Origin of the sequence: uncultured Draconibacterium sp. (assembly GCF_913060805.1) — a bacterium.
GTDB lineage: Bacteria > Bacteroidota > Bacteroidia > Bacteroidales > Prolixibacteraceae > Draconibacterium.
Genome location: NZ_CAJXTC010000013.1, coordinates 1 through 19,851, shown reverse-complemented (window position 1 = coordinate 19,851; position 19,851 = coordinate 1). Strand labels below are relative to the sequence as shown.

The following is a 19,851-nucleotide window of genomic DNA, read 5'->3' as shown; positions in this document are numbered from 1 at the left end:
CCAATAACTAATAACTGATATGAATTTTCTAAAAGAATACCCGGATATTGAAACATTAATGCGAATTGGAGGCGATGTTAGCGTTCCTCACGTAAACGGCCACATCCACACACCCTACTCATTCAGCTCTTTCGATAATATTGCGCAGATTTTTGATCTGGCAAAAGACGAAGAGGTTGATGTGTTGGGAATTAACGACTTTTTTGTTTCCGACGGATATAACGAATTCTATAATTACGCGGTAAAAAACGGCGTATTTCCATTGTTTAATGTTGAGTTTATCGGATTGATTCCGGAGCTTCAGCGCCGCAATGTTACCATCAACGATCCGAATAATCCGGGGCGTATTTATTTCAGTGGTAAAGGACTGAATTATCCTTACCGGGTTTCGGAAGAAAACGCGCAGTTTTTGAAAGAGCTTTTTGCTGAAAGCCAGAAGCAGGTGAAGCAGATGATTGAAAAGGTGAACTATCTTTTGCAATCGATCTACCCTGATATGAGTCTTACTTACGAAGATGTAAAGGCAAAATACGCCAAAGAACTGGTGCGCGAAAGACATATTGCAACAGCCATTCGTACTTTGGTGGAGGAGAATTATCCGAAAAAGTCGGGTAAAATGATGTTCTACACCGAACTTTTTGATGTGGAGCCAAAATCGAATCCTGAGGATATTCCTGCAATTGAAAACGAAATTCGCGGTAAATTATTAAAAGCCGGAGGTTCTGCATTTGTTCCTGAATCGCCTGCATCATTCCCGCCGGTACAGCGCATAAGCGAGTATATTTTGGATGCCGGTGGTATTCCATGTTATCCTGTTTTACTCGACGACCGAAAAGGAAATCTGATTACCGGTTTCGAGAAGGATTGGGAATTTATGGACGAGCAGTTGAAAGCAATGAATGTGCACATGATCGAACTGATTCCATCGAGGAATTCAGTGCAGAAATTGCGCGAGTTCATCAAATACTTTACTAAAAAAGGATATGTGATTTCATTGGGATCGGAGCACAATACGCCGGGAGTTTTCCCAATCGAGGTGAAAGTTGATGGGGAAGATATTCTGCCTGATGATTTGAAAAAAGTATCGTACGATGGAGCTTGTGTAATTGCAGCTCATCAATATTTAAAAACCAATGGGGAAGAGGGATTTGTTAAGGCAAATGGGGATCGTACCGAACGTTCGGTAGCCGACCTGATCACTCTTGGAAACGCGGTTATAAAAGAAATGATCGCATAAAAAATTTCACGCAGATAGCGCAGATATTCGCAGAGAAATAGAAGAAGTAAATCTGCGCTGATCCGCGAAATCTGCGAGCAAAATTCAAAGCGAAAAAGAAAAAATGGAAGGATTAGAAAATCTTATTAAGATATCACAATTCTATGGCAAAAATCCGGAGATGGTTATTGCCGGAGGTGGAAACACTTCTTATAAAAACGACGAAAATATTTGGGTGAAAGCCAGTGGTCATGCGCTTGCAACAATTACCGAAGATGGTTTTGCAAAACTTGACCGCAAAAAACTTGGGCTGATCTCGGAAAAAACATACAGCTCAGATTCGTTTGAGCGCGAACGCCAGATCAAAGACGATTTGATGGAAGCTACCATCACAAAAGATCGCCGTCCGTCGGTGGAAACATCAATGCACGATGTTATCGATTACGCTTATGTGGTGCACCTGCATCCAACAAAAGTAAATGGACTAATGTGTGGCAACGAGGTTGAAAAATACCTCGGTGAATTGTTTGGTGACCAGGTGGTTTATATTCCTTATATCGATCCGGGTTATGTGCTGTTTAAAGAGGTTGAAAAGCAGTTGTCCAAATTCAAAGCTGAAAAAGGAAAAGCCGCTCAGATAATCTTTTTGCAAAATCATGGAATTTTTGTGGCTGCCGATTCAATCGATGAAATTGAAACCATCTACAACGATGTATTTGCAAAACTGAACGGTGTATTGAAAGAGGAACTGTCGGAAGAAGCACTTCCAATCCGCGATGATATTGCTGAATTTATTCCAGCTATCCGAATGATGGTTTCTGAAGAGGAAATTAAAACACTCAAACTTCGGAACAATGCAGTAATTGCTCAATTTGCAAAAGATGCAGCGGCCTTTGAAAAAGTGGCCAAGCCATTTACGCCGGATCTGATCGTTTATTGCAAATCGAAATACGTTTTTATCGAAAATACCGAAAACGTTGAAGATCTTTTGAAAGAGGCCAAAGACAAGATTACGGCTTTTATTTCAGCTAACGGATTTGCTCCAAAAGTAATTGTTCTGAAAGGAATTGGTTTGTTGGCGGTTGGCGATCATGCTGCGCAGTGCGACACCATTCTTGATGTTTACGAAGATGCAATGAAGATCAGTGCTTATTCGGAATCATTCGGTGGTCAGCATTTTATGACACCCGAGCAAATTGCATTTATCGATACATGGGAGGTGGAGAATTACCGCCGCAAAATTGCTGCCGGAACATCGGTTGGCCGCGTTCAGAATAAAACCATTATTGTAACCGGCGCTGCCATGGGATTTGGCGAAGGTATTGCCCGCCATTTAACCGAAGAAGGTGCCAATATTGTTGTTGCCGACATTAACGAAGAAGTTGGAAATAAAACGGCTGCTGCACTGGCCGCGATGAAAGGCAATAACCGGGCGATTTTTGTAAAAACCAACGTGGCCGATATGGACAGTTTGGCCAATTTGATGAAAGAAACTGTTGCTACTTTTGGAGGTCTGGATGTATTTGTTAGCAATGCGGGGGTGTTGCGTGCAGGCGGTCTGGATGAAATGACTCCGGAGAATTTCGAGTTTGTTACCAAGATAAACTACAACGCTTATTTCTATTGCACAAAAGTAGCTTCTAAAATATTGAAACTTCAAAATGCTTTTAAACCGGATTATTACTCTGATATCATTCAGATCAACTCAAAATCGGGCTTAAAAGGCAGTAAGAAGAATTTTGCATATGCCGGTGGTAAATTTGGTGGAATTGGGCTTACTCAGTCGTTTGCACTAGAGCTGGCACCAGAGAAAATTAAAGTGAATTCGGTTTGTCCGGGTAACTTTTACGAAGGTCCGCTGTGGAGCGATCCTGAAAACGGTTTGTTCATTCAGTATCTGAATGCAGGAAAAGTGCCGGGAGCAAAAACAATCGAAGATGTGAAGCAGTTTTATTTAGACCAGGTGCCTCTTGGAAAAGGATGTTCGCCAAAAGACGTGGTGAAAGGAATTTTATACCTGATCGACCAGGAGAATGAAACAGGACAGGCGCTGCCAATTTCGGGCGGTCAGTCGATGTTGCACTAGAAGTTAAAGGCAAAAGTAGAAAGTAAAAAGTTGAGAACAGCTGTGCTGGTCGAAATCCCGACCGAAGCGTCGGGAGCAAAAGTAGAAAGTAAAAAGGCAAAAGATGGGAAGAATTAATGATTAACGATGAGTGATTAAGAAAGCTTCGAGTCACGAGTTTCGAGATAGAAGTTTCAATCTTAATCAATCTGATTCAATCTTTTTTCAATCTGAAAAAATAAATAGAAAATGAAGACAAAAGCAGTTCGATTATACGGTAAAAAAGACCTTCGTGTTGAGGAGTTTGAATTACCGGCAATCAGTGATGATGAGATTTTGGCCAAAGTAATAACCGACAGCCTTTGTATGTCGAGTTACAAAGCTGCCAACCAGGCAAGCGATCACAAACGTATTCCGGATGATATTGCCGAAAATCCGATTATGATCGGTCACGAGTTTGCCGGTGAGATTGTTGAAGTGGGAGCAAACTGGCAGGATAAGTTTAAGTCTGGACAGAAATTCTCGATTCAGCCGGCAATTTATTACGAAGATGGTCCGGTGGGTGTTTTGAGTGCGCCGGGTTATTCGTACAAATACATTGGTGGTGATGCAACTTATGTGATCATTCCAAAAGATGTGTTGGTGCAGGATTGTTTGTTGGCTTACGAAGGACCGGGGTATTATCCCGCCTCGCTAGCTGAGCCGTTAAGCTGTGTTATTGGTGCTATGCATGCCAATTACCACACAACAGCCGGAAGCTACGTGCACAAAATGGAAATTGTTGAAGGTGGTAAAATGGCAATTTTAGCAGGTGTTGGTCCAATGGGACTGGCAGCCATCAATTACGTTTTGCGCCGTGAGGACAGAAAACCATCGTTGATGGTAGTTACCGATATCGATCAGACAAGATTGGATCGTGCAGCTGAGCTTTACACTGTTGAGTTCGCCAAAGAACGTGGCATTGAATTGAAATACATCAATACCGCAGAAATGGCTGATCCTGTGGCCGGATTAAAAGATTTAACCGGCGGTACAGGTTACGACGATGTATTTGTGTTTGCTCCGGTAGCTCCGGTTGTTGAGCAGGGCGATGCAATTCTTGGTTTCGACGGTTGTCTTAACTTTTTTGCCGGCCCATCGAACACCGAGTTCTCGGCAAAAATGAATTTCTATAACGTACACTACGCTTATACACACATTGTAGGAACTTCAGGCGGTAACACCGACGACATGAACGAAGCACTGGAAATTATGACCGCAGGACTGGATCCGGCAGGACTGGTAACCCACATTGGTGGTTTAAATGCAGTGCCTGAAGCAACCTTGAATCTGCCAAATATTCCTGGTGGTAAGAAATTGATTTATACACATTTTGATTTCCCGCTTACAGCAATTGCTGAATTCGAAGAGAAAGGAAAAGATAATCTGGTGTATGCCGAGCTGGATAAGCTTTGCAAAAAGTACATGGGATTATGGAATGTGGAAGCAGAAGCCTATTTGTTGGAAAATGGCGATAAATTGTAGAATTTAATCGAAGATTGGTGTGTTGACATCAATCGGGTGTTAGATATAAACTTGAAAATAAACGTAAACGACAGCAGCGAGGTTCTCTTGCTGCTGTTTGTTTTTATTACAACTTACCTTCTTTTATCAACTCTTTAGCACGCATTAAAGCTTCAACAAAATAATAATCGGCGTAGCTTAACGGAACGTCAACCTCGCTTTTGTTCGGCATATGTCCAACGCTGTGTTTTAGAATGAAGTTTGCATTCTCTCCGGCTTTTGCCAAATACTTATCGGAACTTAAACTGCGAAGCTGTGTTTCGGCAATATCGAGATATGATGCTGCTTTTTCTGGCGAAACATAAGCGCTTAATTCGAGTAGGGCAGAACACATAATTGCTCCTGCCGAAGCATCGCGCAAAGCATTGGGAATATCCGGTGCATTAAAATCCCAGTAAGGAATTTTGTCTTCCGGTAAATTGGGGTGATTGATGATAAAATCGGCAATATGTTCAGCCTGTTCTAAATAGGTTTTATCGCCTGTTTCGCGGTACATCATGGTGTAACCGTAAAGTCCCCATGCCTGGCCACGTGCCCATGCCGATTCATCAGAATATCCCTGCGAAGTGTTTTTCTTTTCAACTGCACCGGTAATGGTGTCGTACGAAATTACGTGGTAGCTACTGTAATCGTCACGGAAATGGTTTTGCATAGTTGTGTTGGCGTGTGTGCGTGCCACGTGGCTAAATGTTGTGTCGTTAAATGTTTTGGCGCTCCATTCCAGCAATTCCAGATTCATCATGTTATCGATAATAACCGGGTATTGCCACTGAGCGCTCCAGCTGGCGTAATCCCACGAACGAATGCAGCCAATGGTTGGATTAAAACGTGTGATCAACGACTTGGATGCGTTATGGATCACTTCTTTGTATTCCGGATTTCCGGTGATGCGGTAACCGTTTCCAAAACTGCAAAAGATCATAAAACCAACATCGTGATTGTCGGTGGTGTATTGCTGGTCTTCAACACGCAGGGTGAAGTTTTCTGCCCAGTGTTTTAACGAGTCGGACGGTGAATTTTCATACAAATACCACAAAACGCCAGGGAAAAATCCGCTTACCCACCAATCCGAATTACAGGTAACCAAATTGCCGTTTTTGTCAATCGTTTGAGGAAGTTTTTCCGGTTGATCCTTCAGTGATTCGGCCATACGTAGGCTTTGTTCTGTCGCAACTTCAAGCGACTGGTCGATCACTGAACTAAATGATTGACTTTTGTTGTCGGGAGTTTTACAACTGAAAAACAGAATTAGGATGACAAAAAAGGAAGTGGTTTTTAACATGATGAATTGTGTTATAAATGAAAACAGTAACAAGTATAAGAAAAAGAAATGCCCCGAAGGGCATTTCTTACTTAATAACTTAATCTAACTAACTATCTAGAACCATCGTGGTTTTATTTGTTTAGTTGGTTGAAATTCTAATTGTATCCAGGGTTTTGCTCCCACAGAACATCTTTGTTACGTTGAATTTCGCTTAACGGAATAGGTAACAACAGGTGAATCTCACTGATTCCACTGATTGTACCTTTAATTGTACTTTCGGTGTTCAATGCTGCGCGCTCAACTAATGTTCCCGTACGCATCAATGTCATGCGGCGGTTTTCTTCAGCAAACAATTCACGTGCACGTTCATCCAAAATAAAGTCGAGATCGATATCCGATGACGATACTTTTCCTAGTTCGCTGTTACCACTTTCTTCGCGGGCAGCTTTAAAGGCACGATCGCGTAAAACGTTAATGTCGTCGGCAGCACCTGCTGCATTACCGTTTTTAAGACGAGCCTCAGCACGAAGCAGGTAAGTCTCGCCAAAACGCATAATTGGGAAGTCTTTAATGTTTGTCCATCCCCACTGATCAGTAGGATCGAATGAATCCCATTTACGTGTGTACGGGTAGGCAACTTCCAAAGTATCGCTGGCAGCAATTAGCGCAGTGTCACCAACCATAACGTCTTTTACCATAACTGCATCCGGCGAATCTGCTGCAACTCTGAAACCGTTTGCATCTATACCCCAGGTTGCACTATAACCAGGTGCGTTGTAGTAGAATGTTCGTGTAATATTGTTTTCCGAATTACGAATGTCGCCATCTTCGTACAACTCGTATTTTACCCAGTTACTTGGGCGAATACGGCCGTTACCACGACCTCCGTATGGATGCACAAAACTTTCGTCAACACCATCGTAAACATAGGTCATTCCCGGAATATTGTGATAAGCCGGTACCCAGTTACGACGTTGCTGAGGTGCGTTTGTAAATCCGCCAGAAATGCCGCCTTTGTTGTATTCCAGTTCGAAAGTCCAGATCGCTTCAGTGTTTCCTTCAGAACGACGTTGATTACCGAATTTGAACATGTCGCTGAAATAGTCGCCATTTACATCTATAGCAACACCATAACGTTCCTCAACAATTGAGAAAAGTCCGCTGTTGATAATGCTGGTTAATACTGTTTCTGCATCAGCAGGTTGATCCAGACGCAAATACACTTCGCCCAAACTTTGCATAGCCATGTGTTTGTTGGCGCGGCTTTCGCTTACTGTACCCGTAATGTCAGGTAAATTTTCTGCTGCATATTTCAAATCTGCTACAATTTGTGCGTTTACCTGAGAAACAGGAGTACGCTCCAAATCGGTACGTGCAGAAGATGTAGGCTCGGTAAGCAAAGGCACGTCGCCATACAATGTTGCCAGAATGTTATAACAGTATCCGCGGAAGAATCGTGCTTCGGCCATTTTCGCAGGATCGCCATCTTCGCCGATTGCTACCATTGCATTGTTTGCATTGTTGATGATCAAGTAACACATCGACCACATGTAACTAACTGCGGCATTCTCCGAATTCAGGTCTTCGTATTTGAAAAACGGAATTTCAACGCCTTGAACGCCACCAGGAGAACATACATCGGTTCCGTCTTGCCAAACACCAGCCCAACCTTGTTGGTCAGACCAGGTCCAGATTCTACCAAAATTATAGTGTAAACCTTTCAAAGCGGCTTCAATACCGGCTTCGTCGGTTAATGTTTCAGGAGCATACGAAGAATACGGTGTCTCGTCCAAAAAGTCTTCGCTGCAAGAGATGGCCAGAAAAGTTAAAGCCATCACTATCATTATATGAAATTTATTCTTCTTCATTTTGTATTCTTTTATAGAGTAAGGTTAATACCGAAAACTACTGTTCTTACTGCCGGATAGTTGATTTCCCAATTATTCCAGCCACGTTGCGTATCGCGTTCTTCAGGGTCCCAACCGATCCAGTCGGTAAAGGTGTACAGGTTACGTCCGCTCAGGTACAGGCTTAAAGCGCTGATTCCGGCTTTGTCGAGCAAATGCTGAGGCACATCGTAATTCAAGGTGATGTCTTTAATACGAGTGAAGTTGTTTTTAACCGGGAATCCGTATCCGTGAGGATTTGAATTTTTGTTCAGCGAACGCCACTCGTTGCTTTGGTTTTCCGGTGTCCAGTAACCAATTTCAGCAAAACTGTTTCTACGCTCAATTTCGTCGGCAGCCATACCAATGTGCGAGTTGTTACGCATAGCTCCCTGAACGGTTTGGATAAATACGTTCAGCGTGAAGTTTTTGTAAGCGAAAGTGTTGGTTAAACCACCAGTCCATTTTGGAGCTGTTTGGCCAAGAATAACACGGTCGTCGTCGGTAATAACTCCGTCCGGAACACCGTCAGGACCGCTAATGTCTGCTACTTTTACATCACCTGGTTTTGCTACCGGATCCCAATCTAAATGATCGCCATTTGTAATTTCATCTTCCTGCCAGATACCTATTTTTTTGTAATCGCGAATAACACCGATAGGCTCGCCAAGAAACCAGCCACTACCAATGTCATCAAGGCCGTCGCCATACAATTCAGTAATTTCGCTTTTGCTGTTCGAGAAAACGATAGAACTGTTCCATTTGAAGTTTGTAGTTGCAACGTTTACAGTATTCAATGTAAGTTCGATACCTTTTGTAGAAGTTTCACCAATGTTTGCTGTTACAGAACCAAATCCAGAAGCTGAAGGTAATTTACGCGATAATAACAGGTCGGAGTTATTAGCAGAATACACGTCGAGTGAACCGTTGATGCGGTTATTGAAGAACCCAAAATCTAAGCCAAGGTTAAAACTTTCTTTGGTTTCCCAGCTTAAGTCGCTGTTTCCTAAACGATCGGTAACCATGGCAATATTTGTTGATCCGCCAAACGGAATTTGTCTGTCGGCCATTGTGGTAAATGTGCGGTAAACACTAACGGCCTCGTTTCCTGATTTACCGTAAGATAATCTCAGTTTCAGGTTGGTAATTTTTTCGGCATTTGCCATAAAACCTTCGTGGCGGATATTCCAACCAAGAGCAACTGAAGGGAAAGTACCGTATTTCATACCGTCGGCAAAAACTGAAGAACCATCGCGACGAACAGTAACTGTAAACAGGTAACGGCTGTCGTACGAATAGTTTAAACGTCCCATTTGCGAAATTGCAGCATAACGGTCAGCATAAGAACTAACACTTGAGCTGGCACCTGCCTGCATTCTGTCCCATCCAAGCTCGTCGTTTACAAAGTCGCTGGCTTGTGCCCAGTTGGTGTTATAGACTCTTTCCTGAGAAGAATAAACTCCGGTAAGATCGATATGATGTTTGTTTACATCATAGTCGTAACGAAGAATATTTTCAATGGTGTATGCCTGAGTTTCGCTTCTTGAAATTGTTGCAGTACCCAGCAAATCGTTAACCGATTGACCAGTGTAGTTACTGTTGCGGCTTTGAATGGTAGAGTGACCGGCATTCAAACGGTAAGTCAATCCTGTAAGTGGTTTCCAGATGTCGCCAAAAGTTACATAAGCAAAACCATTCAGGTTTACGTTGAACTGACGACGCTCAGGACTGGTAGTCGTTGGAAGCATTGGGTTGGCCCACAAAGTTTCACCAAACATTGGGTAAATAGTGTAGGTACCATCATCTTCGTACATTCTTCCGTACGGGCTCATTGCTTCTGCATTCAGCAAGTTCGCGCGGCCACCGTCGCGGTTGTGATAAACAATCGATGAGTTGGTACCAATTTTCAGGTAACTGGTAACCTGTGCATCAATGTTGGTACGTATTGAATTACGTTTGTAGTTATAACCTTTTACCACACCTTTTTGATCTAATAAATCACCCGAGATGTAGTAGCTTAAATTCTCGCTTCCACCCGAAATGCTGATGTTGTGATTTTGCTGAATACCGGTTTGCGATACTTCGTCGATCCAGTCGATAGTATGACCGTTTTTGTAGTTTTCTACCTCGTACTGGTATTTTACCGGAGCTTCGTAAAGTGGAGAACCGTTGATGCGGTTTCCTTCAGCATAACGTGCAAGCAATTCATCGGTTGATACCATTTCAGGAATATTGGCAAATTCTTCAACACCAAGATAACCTGAATATTTAATGGTAGGTTTCGATGATTTTCCGCTTTTTGTAGTGATAAGAATAACACCGTTGGCACCATTCATACCATAAATTGCAGTTGCCGAAGCATCTTTCAAAATCTCGATTGATTTGATGTCGTTAGGGTTGATATCGTTAATCGATCCTCCCATTTTTGAAATAGGAATACCATCAACTACCACATATGGTTCGGTTGATGCAGTAAGTGAGCCGCCACCGCGAACCAAAACTTGCGGAGCTTCACCAGGAATAGAAGAAACCTGTGTAACACTAACACCTGAAACAGCACCCTGAACGGCCTGCATAACGTTTGAAACAGGAATTTTGGCCAGTCGTTCTTCCGACACCGAACTTACCGAACCGGTAATGTCCGATTTCTTCTGTGTACCGTAACCAACAACCACAACCTCGTCAACACCAATTACGGCGTCTTCCATAGTAACCTCAAGGTTGGTTTGATCGCCCACAGTAACCTCAACTTCTTTCATACCGATAAAAGAGAAAACAAGAATGTCTTCAGAGCGAACATCGCTAAGCGTGAAGTTTCCGTCAATATCGGAAATCGTTCCGTGTGTAGTTCCTTTTACTAAAATCGATACACCGGGTATTGACTCGCCACTTGTGCTGACTACCCTACCAGTGATTGATTTTTCTTGTAATGCAGTTCCGGAACCGGCAAATGCTGCTGTTCCGTGAACAATGATTAACATCAATGCCAAAGCCATGGTTTTTAAAATCCCATTGCTGAAATAACATTGATTCAATTTACTCTTCTTTTTCATAAAGATTCGTGATTTAATTATTAAAATTGAAATAGTTATAAATTCGAATATCTAGTTCGTTTGTTTGTAGACTTTCACATAGTCAACCTCAAACTGGATGGGGAAATCTGTGTGTGTAGGATCGCCGCCGTTTGCTCCAATTGCAAGGTTGAGCAACAAGTAGAATTTCTGATCGGAAGTAAAAGGATTGCTTCCGTCAGGATTGATGGTTTGTTGCAGATCGATTTGGTTCAGTAACTTGTTATCAAGGTAAATGCTGATCTGTTTTTTGTCCCAGTGCATCGACCAGGTGTGGAATTTATCGGCCCAATCGGGGTCGGTTTTTGTAAAATGTTCTAAAGGTATTTTTGCATCGTCCCATTTGGCCTGGTAGTTTAATTCCGAGCCCCACGCTGCGTTGGCCAGAATGTGTGGAACATTATTTATACGATAGAATTCCATAATGTCTATCTCGCCGCAATGTGGCCAGCTCTGCTCGGTTCCTAACAACCAAATGGCGGGCCAGGCTCCGTTCGATACGTTGATACGTGCACTTATTTCGAAGTAGCCAAAAGGAGGCCATTCGTGCAGATCTTTAGTAATAAGGCATGCTGATGTGTATTTAGCGCGCGAGCGATTCGTGCGCCAGTCGTCGCTAAGCGGATTGTAATTCGGATTGAAAATGTTTTCCCTTTTGCCTTCTATAATTAAAAGGCCATTTTGGCAATAAGCATTTTGTGGCTGATACCATTGTAGTTCGCGGTTGCGCACAAAGCCATATTCGAAATTCCAGTTTTTTGCATTCGGATAACCGTCGTTATCGAAATTATCCTCCCAAATCAGTTGAAGATCTTTGGGCCTGTTTTTCTCTGCATTTTGTTTGTTGCCTGCGTAACTATTGTACCCAACAAAAATACACAGCACCAGAAACAGCTTTGTAAGAATAGTCTTCGTATGGTTAGTACGATTCATAAGTTATAGTTTTCGTTCATTGGTTTGTTTCCCTTCTTTCAGGAAAACATTACAAAGCTCCGGCAAAAAAAAATGAATGATTTGAACAAAATCGATGTACACTTTCAATTAATTGAAATCGATTGCATAAAATTGAAAAAAACTGTTACAAATTTGACTCGTCGGATTTGTGTAAAATTGAAATGTCTCGTAATGTCTATGTAATCAGGTAGTTATGTTGGGGCGATTCATGCGCCGGGGGCTTGTTATATTTTTAACGTATATTGAGGTACACAAACCTTATTTTTCAAATTTCATATAAATTTGCACAAACGCAAAAACTAACATGCTACGAATTACTAAACTGCTTTTTGTTCTTCTTTTTTGCTCTTGTGCAGCGTTGGCGCAAAACGAGCTTTACTTTTCTCATTTTGGAGCAGAAAACGGACTTACCATCGATAAATCAAATACCATCGTTCAGGATCAGAATGGTTTTATGTGGATTGGCACTTTAAATGGCCTGACACGTTATGATGGTTACGACTATGTTACTTATCACCCGCATTTCCATGATTCTACTTCCATTTCAAACCGCGAGATTACGAAGTTAATGGTTGACAAGGCCGGCAATTTGTGGATTGGTACGGCAAGTGGTTTGAATTTTATGAACTTAAAAACCGGTGCCCTGAAACGATATAAAATACGAAGCCGGATTCTTTCGTTAAACGAAGATCACGAAGGAATTATTTGGATTGGCACCTGGAATGATGGCTTGTACAAACTGGCTCCTGAAACCGGGGAGATGAAACATTTCCTGGCCAGTGAGGTGGTAAGCGATATTTACGAAGACTCGCGCCAGATATTATGGATTGCCACGTACAACGGCTTGATTCGTTTTTATCCGGAAAGCGGTGAATATTTGCGTTATGTTGCTGAACCCGGCAAAAACTCGCTTTCAAATTCTACCGTTACCCAAATTGTTGAATCGAAAGAAGGAAACCTGTGGTTTGGAACATGGAGCGGCGGTTTGAACAAAGCAGAAGTAAATTCCGCTGGTGAAATAACTCACTTCACTGCATACCGCGAATCTGCCAGATCGAACAGTTTAGGTGATGATGTAGTATTCAAATTGTATTACGATCAGTTTGATAATTTGTGGGTCGGATCGTGGAACGAAGGTTTGAGTTTGCTGAAATACGATCAGCAGCAACTTCCGCCCGAAGAAGCAAGTTTTTGGAATTATCAGGCGTCGGTTAATAATCCGGGAAGTTTGTCGTCAAATGCAATATCAGCACTTTTTGTAGATAAAAGCGGTTTGCTTTGGGTGGGCTCGTCAAAAATCGACCGAGCCTCAATAACCGATAATGGATTAAGTCGTTACGTGTTGCCGGAAACGGTCGATAATCTTGGAAACCAAATCTATATAAAAAGTTTTGCCGCCTACAACGATCAGTTGTGGATTGGTACGTCGTACAACCTTTTGCAGTACGAAAATCAAAACGGGGTGTACGTTTTAAAGAAAGATTATGGCGAGCAGAAATACACGCAAGCTGGCCGCGAGTTTGTAGCTTACACCATTTACGATATGTATGCCGATAACACCGGCCTCTGGATTGGCACTGAAGATGCGGGGCTTATTCATTATCAGTTTAACCCGAATATGGAACTCAACGTTTCGAGCCGTGAATACTATAACGAGAATACAAATGTTGCTATTCCGGGAAATAAAGTCATCGAATTGGTTCCATCCAAAAAATTCCCCAACGTAATTTATGCGGGGATTACAGAGCGTGGTTTTGTAGTTTTAAAGACCGATGGAAAGAAAGTTATTTCGGTTGAAAGCTTTTCATCCGGCGTTGAGAATGATCAGATAAGTAGCAATATTATCCGGGCATTATACGAAGATCGCTCGGGCGATGTTTGGATCGGTACTGAAAACGGGCTCAATTGTTACCACCCCGAAACCGGAAAATTCGACAAATATTTTTATTCAACCACCGATAAAAAATCCTTGAATGACAATGCAGTAAATGCGATTCTTGAAGATTCATTTGGCAACCTGTGGATTGGAACAACCTCCGGCTTGAACCGCAAAATAAAGGAAGTTGATTCGTCGGCAAATGAAGTGGTGAAATTTAAAGGTTTTCCTGAAATTGAATACTTGCAAAACGACCTGATATCGGGTTTGATGGAAGACAAATCGGGTGATTTGTGGATTCGTACTTACCGCGGTATTGTTGAGTTCGATGTGGAAAATGAGCTAATCGTAAGCAAACATTTTTCGCAGGATTATCAGAACGACCGCGTGGAAAGAAATGCACAATTCGTTTTGGAGAATGGCAGAATGGTGGTGGGTAACCTGGCCGGTTTTATTATACAAGAGCCCAAAAATATTAGCCAAACCGAGCAAGCTGCCAATGTGGTAATTACCGACCTGCTGATCTACGATAAAAGTATGAACGATGAGTTGGAGCTCCGAACAGAATATGGCATCAATTCTGACATTCCTTATGCTGAAAAGGTGAACCTGTCGTACAAAGACAAAATGGTGACCTTTAGTTTTTCGGATATGGATTATAAAAATCCGGGGAAAAACGAATACTTCTTCCAGATGGAAGGTTTTGATGAGCAGTGGAACAGTGCCGGAACACGAAATACGGCTACCTACACCAACCTTCCTCCGGGCGATTATACCTTTAAAGTTGTCGCGAGCGCCGGTAACGATGTTGACTATACAAAAGCTACTACTTTTCAGGTTTCCATGTCGCCGCCGTGGTGGAAATCAATTGTTGCCTATATCGTTTATGGCCTGTTATTTATTGCCGTTTTGTATTTTTTTATGAAATACTCGATTATAAACGCGCATAAGAAAAGTGAGCTGGCATTTGAGCATTTAAGGGCCGAAGAATTACGAAATCTGAACGAACAAAAAACACTGTTTTTTACCGATATAACACACGAGTTAAGAACACCGCTGACACTTATTTTAGGGCCGTCGAAAGAATTGCTTGACGATAAAAAACTAAGTGCCGAGTCGCACAAACTGGCGCAATTAATAAATACAAGCGCTTATAAATTGTTACGTTTGGTTAACCAACTGCTGGAGTTCCGGAAAATTGAAAAAGGAATTCCGGATAGCCTGTACATTCAACATTGTAATTTGGGAAATCTGCTTCACGAGGTTTTCAATTTCTTTAAGCCAATGGCTGATTCGCGGCATATCGATTTTAAATTAAATACCACTCCCGAGACTATCATGGCCTATTTCGACCCTGATAAAATGGAGAAAATAATATTTAATCTCTTGTCGAATGCCTTTAAATATTCACCCGATAACAGTACGATTTCCATAAACGCTCTTGAGCGTACGAATGCCCACGAAGATAAAGAAGTGGTGATTGAAGTTCAGGACAGTGGAGTTGGAATTGCAAAAGAGTACCAAGAGAAAATATTTGAGCGTTTCTTCCAGGTGAAGCAGTTGCGGACACAAAGTACCGGCGGCATTGGTTTGTTTATGGCCAAGGCAATGATTGAGCAACACGGCGGATCGATTGAGCTGGACAGCGAAGAAGGAAAGGGAAGCTGTTTCCGGCTGGTTTTACCACTAAACAGCGAGCTGGCGGCAAAAGCAGAAAAAAGCGAAAAATGGAAACCTCAAGATTCAGTAACCACTTTGGTGCAGCCCGAAGATGCCACTTTCGAGAATATTTTACACGACGCGTCATTAAACGGATCGGATAATACAAAACCACATGTTTTGGTTGTTGAAGATGATGCGGATTTGAAGGAGTTTTTGTGTACCGGCTTGTCGAAACACTTAAATGTTACGTGTGCCGATAATGGCAAGGACGCACTCGAAAAAGTTGAGGCAAACACTCCCGATCTTATTCTTTCGGATGTGATGATGCCCGAAATGGATGGTTTTGAGCTGTGCACCAACCTTCGAAACGACCTGAATTATTCGCACATTCCTGTGATTTTCCTTACGGCCAAAACCATGCAGGAAGATCAGATAAAAGGACTAAAGCTAGGGGCGGTGGATTATATCTACAAACCTTTTAATATGGTCTCTTTGTCGCTGAAAATTTACAACCTACTTACTCTGCAAAAGCAAAAGCAGGAGCGACTGCGAACAGAACAAATACTGGAGCCCGAACACATTGAATTGTCATCTCTGGACGAGGAATTTCTGAAGGCGGCTGTTCAATCGGTGCAAGATAATTTGGACAATACCGATTTTGATGTGGAAGCGTTTAGTGCCGAACTAAAAGTTAGTGCCAACCAGGCTTATCGTAAAATAAAAGCACTTACCGGGCAAACAGCCAACGAATTTATCCGTACACAACGATTAAAGGTAGCATCGGGCTTGCTGGTGCAGAAAAAACGATCGATTAGTGAAGTGATTTACATGGTTGGATTTACCAGCCCGTCGTATTTTAGCCGTTGTTTTAAAGATTTTTACGGGTGTACACCAAAAGAGTATATTGAAAAAAATACCTGATCGGGCAAGTAAAGCAGCATGAAAGTTGGTTTATCGAATATGTACAATTTTACGTTGAATTTATGCCACTGATTGCGAAAACGGACTGATATTTTTGCTTCACTTTCTGATGAAAGCTGAGAATAAAATCAATAAAGCAAAATTGCCGTTATCATGAAACCACGATCAAACCAACTTTATCCCATTCTCTTTACTTTTTTTTGCGCTTCGTTAATGGTTGCATTAATGGGATGCAATTCAAAAAAAGAAGAGCCGCAAGGATTTCAAAATTTTAATCCGGGGCAACCCTGGCCCGATGCCGACAGTGTGCATATCAACGCGCATGGAGGCGGCATTCTTTATCACGATAACACGTATTATTGGTTTGGCGAATTCAAAAGCGAAAATACCAGCTCGGCGCGGGTGGGTGTGAATTGTTACTCATCAAAAGATTTGTACAACTGGAAACCTGAAGGTGTTGTGCTGCCGGTAAGCGACAGTGTGGGTAGCGATATCGAGGCTGGTTGTGTAATGGAGCGTCCGAAGGTGATTTACAACGCCAAAACGCAACAATTTGTACTGTATTTTCATTTGGAGTTGAAAGGAAAAGGTTACAATGCTGCTCGTGTTGGTATTGCCGTTAGCGACAATGTAACCGGGCCTTACACTTATCTTCGTTCCTTGCGACCCAATGCCGGAATTTGGCCGCAGAACATGACTGAAGAACAGAAAACCAGTAGTGTTACTATGGATGATTTTTCCGACTGGTGGACCGATGACTGGATGAAAGCAGTTCACGATGGTTTGTTTATCCGTCGTGATTTTGATGGCGGACAAATGTCGCGCGACATGACACTTTTTGTTGATGACGACGGGAAAGCTTATCATATTTATTCATCGGAAGAAAACCTGACACTACATATTGCTGAACTGAGCGATGACTATTTAAGTTACACGGGAAAGTATATTCGTGTTGCTCCCGGCGGGCACAACGAAGCGCCTGCCATTTTTAAGAAAGACGGGAAGTATTTTATGATCACGTCCGGTTGTACCGGTTGGGATCCGAATGCTGCCCGAATGTTTACGGCTGAATCAATTTGGGGACCTTGGGAGCAACATCCAAATCCATGTGTCGGCGAGGATGCCGACCTTACTTTCCATTCACAAAGCACATACATTTTACCGGTTGCGGGAAAAGATGATGCCTTTATTTTTATGGCCGATCGCTGGACGCCCAAAAAGCCAATCGAAGCCAGTTACATTTGGTTGCCCATTCAATTTGAAAACGGATTGCCTGTGTTAAAATGGATGGATCAGTGGAACCTCAGCATTTTTGACGAAACAAACGAATTATAATAGATAGAAATAATGAAGAAATTAGCAGTATTTGCATTGCTCCTGTTGCCATTTATTGGTTTGGCGCAGGATGTTTTTATTCAGAATGCAAACGGAAGGGAGTTCACCAGTTTGAATGGGAAGTGGAAATATGTACTCGATCCTTACGAACAAGGGCAAATCGGTTTTATGCCCGTTTATGAGAATGTAAAACAAAAGGACAAATCAGACCGTGTTGAGTATAGTTTCGACGATGCGCAAACACTTTGGGTTCCGGGTGCCTGGGATGCACAAAAAACTGAACTTTCCTATTTCGAAGGAAGTATCTGGTACCGCAAAACCTTTGATAAAACAGATCTTTCGAACGAGAAACGTTATTTTGTATATGTTGGTGCGGCCAACTATTTAAGCACCGTAACGCTTAATGGAAAAGTGCTGGGAGTTCATGAGGGTGGTTTTACGCCCTTCGCTTTTGAGATCACCGACTTGCTAAAAGAGAAGGACAATTTTCTGATTATCGGTGTAAACAATAGCCGTAGAAAAGGAGGAATTCCTGCTCCGGTTACCGATTGGTTTAATCATGGTGGTATTACCCGTGACGTGAAATTGATCGAGGTTCCAAAAACTTTTGTGAGCAACTATTTCCTTTCGTTAGATAAAAGTACGCTTAATTCAAAAACCAAACAGATTAACGGAAAGCTGGAATTAAGTGGAAAGCTTTTTCCTGAAAAAGCCCGTATTGAAATTCCGGAATTAAAGGTAGATGAAGAAGTTGATGTTGCGGCTGACGGGACTTGTAATTTTACTATCGACGTAAAAAATATGGAGTTGTGGTCGCCTAAAAATCCAAAGTTGTACGAAGTTTCCATCTCTGCTGCAAACGATAAAGTAAGCGATCAAATCGGTTTCAGAACGATTGAAACCGAAGGCAAAAAAATCTTGCTAAACGGAGAACAGGTTTTCTTAAGAGGAATTTCGTTGCACGATGAAAATCCACTTCGTGCCGACCGTGCCAATTCTGTTGAAGATGCACAACTTGTATTGGGCTGGGCAAAAGAACTCGGATGTAATTTTATCCGTTTGGCACATTATCCGCACCAGGAAAATATTCTTCGCGAGGCGGATAAAATGGGGATTCTGCTTTGGGAAGAATTGCCTTTATACTGGGGAATTGACTGGAAAGATCAGAATGTTCTGCAAAAAGCAAAACAGCAGTATTCCGAAGTGATCAACCGCGATTATAACCGTGCAAGTTCAATTATCTGGTCTATTGCAAACGAAACAACACCATCCGACTCACGCAACGCATTTTTGGGCGCTGTAGCCGATCATATTCGCTCCATTGACAATACCCGATTATTGTCGGCTGCATGTAAAAAAGATCAGCCCGGTGATGGAAACAAAGAAAAATATTATACCATTAATGACCCGCTAATGAAGTACCTCGATATTGTAAGTTTTAACGAATATCTTGGATGGTACGGTGGTCTGCCCGACGAGTGCCGCGAAAAAGTAATTTCATCGGATGAAGACAAACCAATTATTGTCAGCGAATTTGGAGGCGGTGCTTTGCAGGGATTTCATGCCGACAGTCTTACTCGTTGGAGTGAAGAATTTCAGGAATATTTGTACCATGAAAGTATTAATATGTTCGACAAAATTGACGGTTTGGCAGGAATGACACCCTGGATTTTGACTGATTTTATGTCGCCGCTTCGTCAGTTGCCCGATGTTCAGGATGGCTGGAACCGCAAAGGTTTGATTTCTGAAAAAGGCTACAAAAAGAAAGCTTTTTTCGAATTGCAGAAGTATTACGAAAAGAAAGCAGCAGAATACGAATAGATTTTGGAAATAGATAGATATTGATTATTTGGAAGCAGCGGCAGGAATTTCTTGCTGCTGTTTTTTTATGTGAGATTTTCCCGAAAATCAATAGCACAATTTGGCTCAAAGTTATTAGACTCACCCTGATTGTGCCTTCGACACAATCGTCCCTCTCTATTCTTATGAAACAGACAAGGGATTAATGTAATTTTGTAGGTACTCTTTTTCTTTTTTT

Annotated in this window: 10 protein-coding genes; 6 read left to right on the top strand and 4 right to left on the bottom strand. The window is 42.1% G+C overall.

All coding sequences use genetic code 11. The annotated features are described in order from the left end of the window. Positions 1-19 precede the first annotated feature (19 nt). The 3 genes from QZ576_RS09780 to QZ576_RS09770 all read left to right on the top strand — a co-directional run bounded on the left by QZ576_RS09780 (position 20) and on the right by QZ576_RS09770 (position 4,805). Entirely contained in the window at positions 20-1,237 is a 1,218-nt protein-coding gene (locus tag QZ576_RS09780; RefSeq protein ID WP_297096562.1) for a PHP domain-containing protein, read from the top strand. 103 nt (positions 1,238-1,340) lie between these two features. Further along, positions 1,341-3,302: an SDR family NAD(P)-dependent oxidoreductase gene (locus QZ576_RS09775; protein WP_297096560.1), complete on the top strand. Its 1,962-nt coding sequence runs from the start codon at positions 1,341-1,343 to the stop codon at positions 3,300-3,302. Positions 3,303-3,530: 228 nt separating this feature from the next. Continuing rightward, positions 3,531-4,805: a zinc-binding dehydrogenase gene (locus tag QZ576_RS09770; protein ID WP_297096558.1), complete on the top strand. Its 1,275-nt coding sequence runs from the start codon at positions 3,531-3,533 to the stop codon at positions 4,803-4,805. Between the two features lie 106 nt (positions 4,806-4,911). Here QZ576_RS09770 and QZ576_RS09765 read toward each other — a convergent pair whose 3' ends face one another. The 4 genes from QZ576_RS09765 to QZ576_RS09750 all read right to left on the bottom strand — a co-directional run bounded on the left by QZ576_RS09765 (position 4,912) and on the right by QZ576_RS09750 (position 11,998). Continuing rightward, positions 4,912-6,126 (bottom strand): glycoside hydrolase family 88 protein, encoded by a 1,215-nt coding sequence (locus tag QZ576_RS09765; RefSeq protein ID WP_297096557.1) that lies wholly within the window; start codon positions 6,124-6,126, stop codon positions 4,912-4,914. A gap of 137 nt (positions 6,127-6,263) precedes the next feature. Beyond that, positions 6,264-7,976, bottom strand: a complete 1,713-nt coding sequence (locus QZ576_RS09760) for a RagB/SusD family nutrient uptake outer membrane protein (protein ID WP_297096556.1) — start codon at positions 7,974-7,976, stop codon at positions 6,264-6,266. 11 nt (positions 7,977-7,987) lie between these two features. Beyond that, positions 7,988-11,047, bottom strand: coding sequence for a TonB-dependent receptor (locus QZ576_RS09755; RefSeq protein ID WP_297096554.1), 3,060 nt, complete (start codon positions 11,045-11,047; stop codon positions 7,988-7,990). Positions 11,048-11,098: 51 nt separating this feature from the next. Then, positions 11,099-11,998, bottom strand: coding sequence for a glycoside hydrolase family 16 protein (locus QZ576_RS09750; protein ID WP_297096552.1), 900 nt, complete (start codon positions 11,996-11,998; stop codon positions 11,099-11,101). A 325-nt stretch (positions 11,999-12,323) separates the two neighbouring features. Here QZ576_RS09750 and QZ576_RS09745 point away from each other — a divergent pair, with 325 nt between their 5' ends. From QZ576_RS09745 to QZ576_RS09735, 3 genes are all read left to right on the top strand, one after another. Continuing rightward, the gene (locus QZ576_RS09745; protein WP_297096550.1) at positions 12,324-16,478 is read left to right on the top strand and encodes a two-component regulator propeller domain-containing protein; all 4,155 of its coding nucleotides are present in this window, start codon (positions 12,324-12,326) and stop codon (positions 16,476-16,478) included. Positions 16,479-16,631: 153 nt separating this feature from the next. Beyond that, complete coding sequence (locus QZ576_RS09740; RefSeq protein ID WP_297096548.1) at positions 16,632-17,813, top strand: glycoside hydrolase family 43 protein; 1,182 nt, start codon at positions 16,632-16,634, stop codon at positions 17,811-17,813. 12 nt (positions 17,814-17,825) lie between these two features. Beyond that, complete coding sequence (locus tag QZ576_RS09735) at positions 17,826-19,634, top strand: glycoside hydrolase family 2 protein (protein WP_297096546.1); 1,809 nt, start codon at positions 17,826-17,828, stop codon at positions 19,632-19,634. Positions 19,635-19,851: the final 217 nt, after the last annotated feature.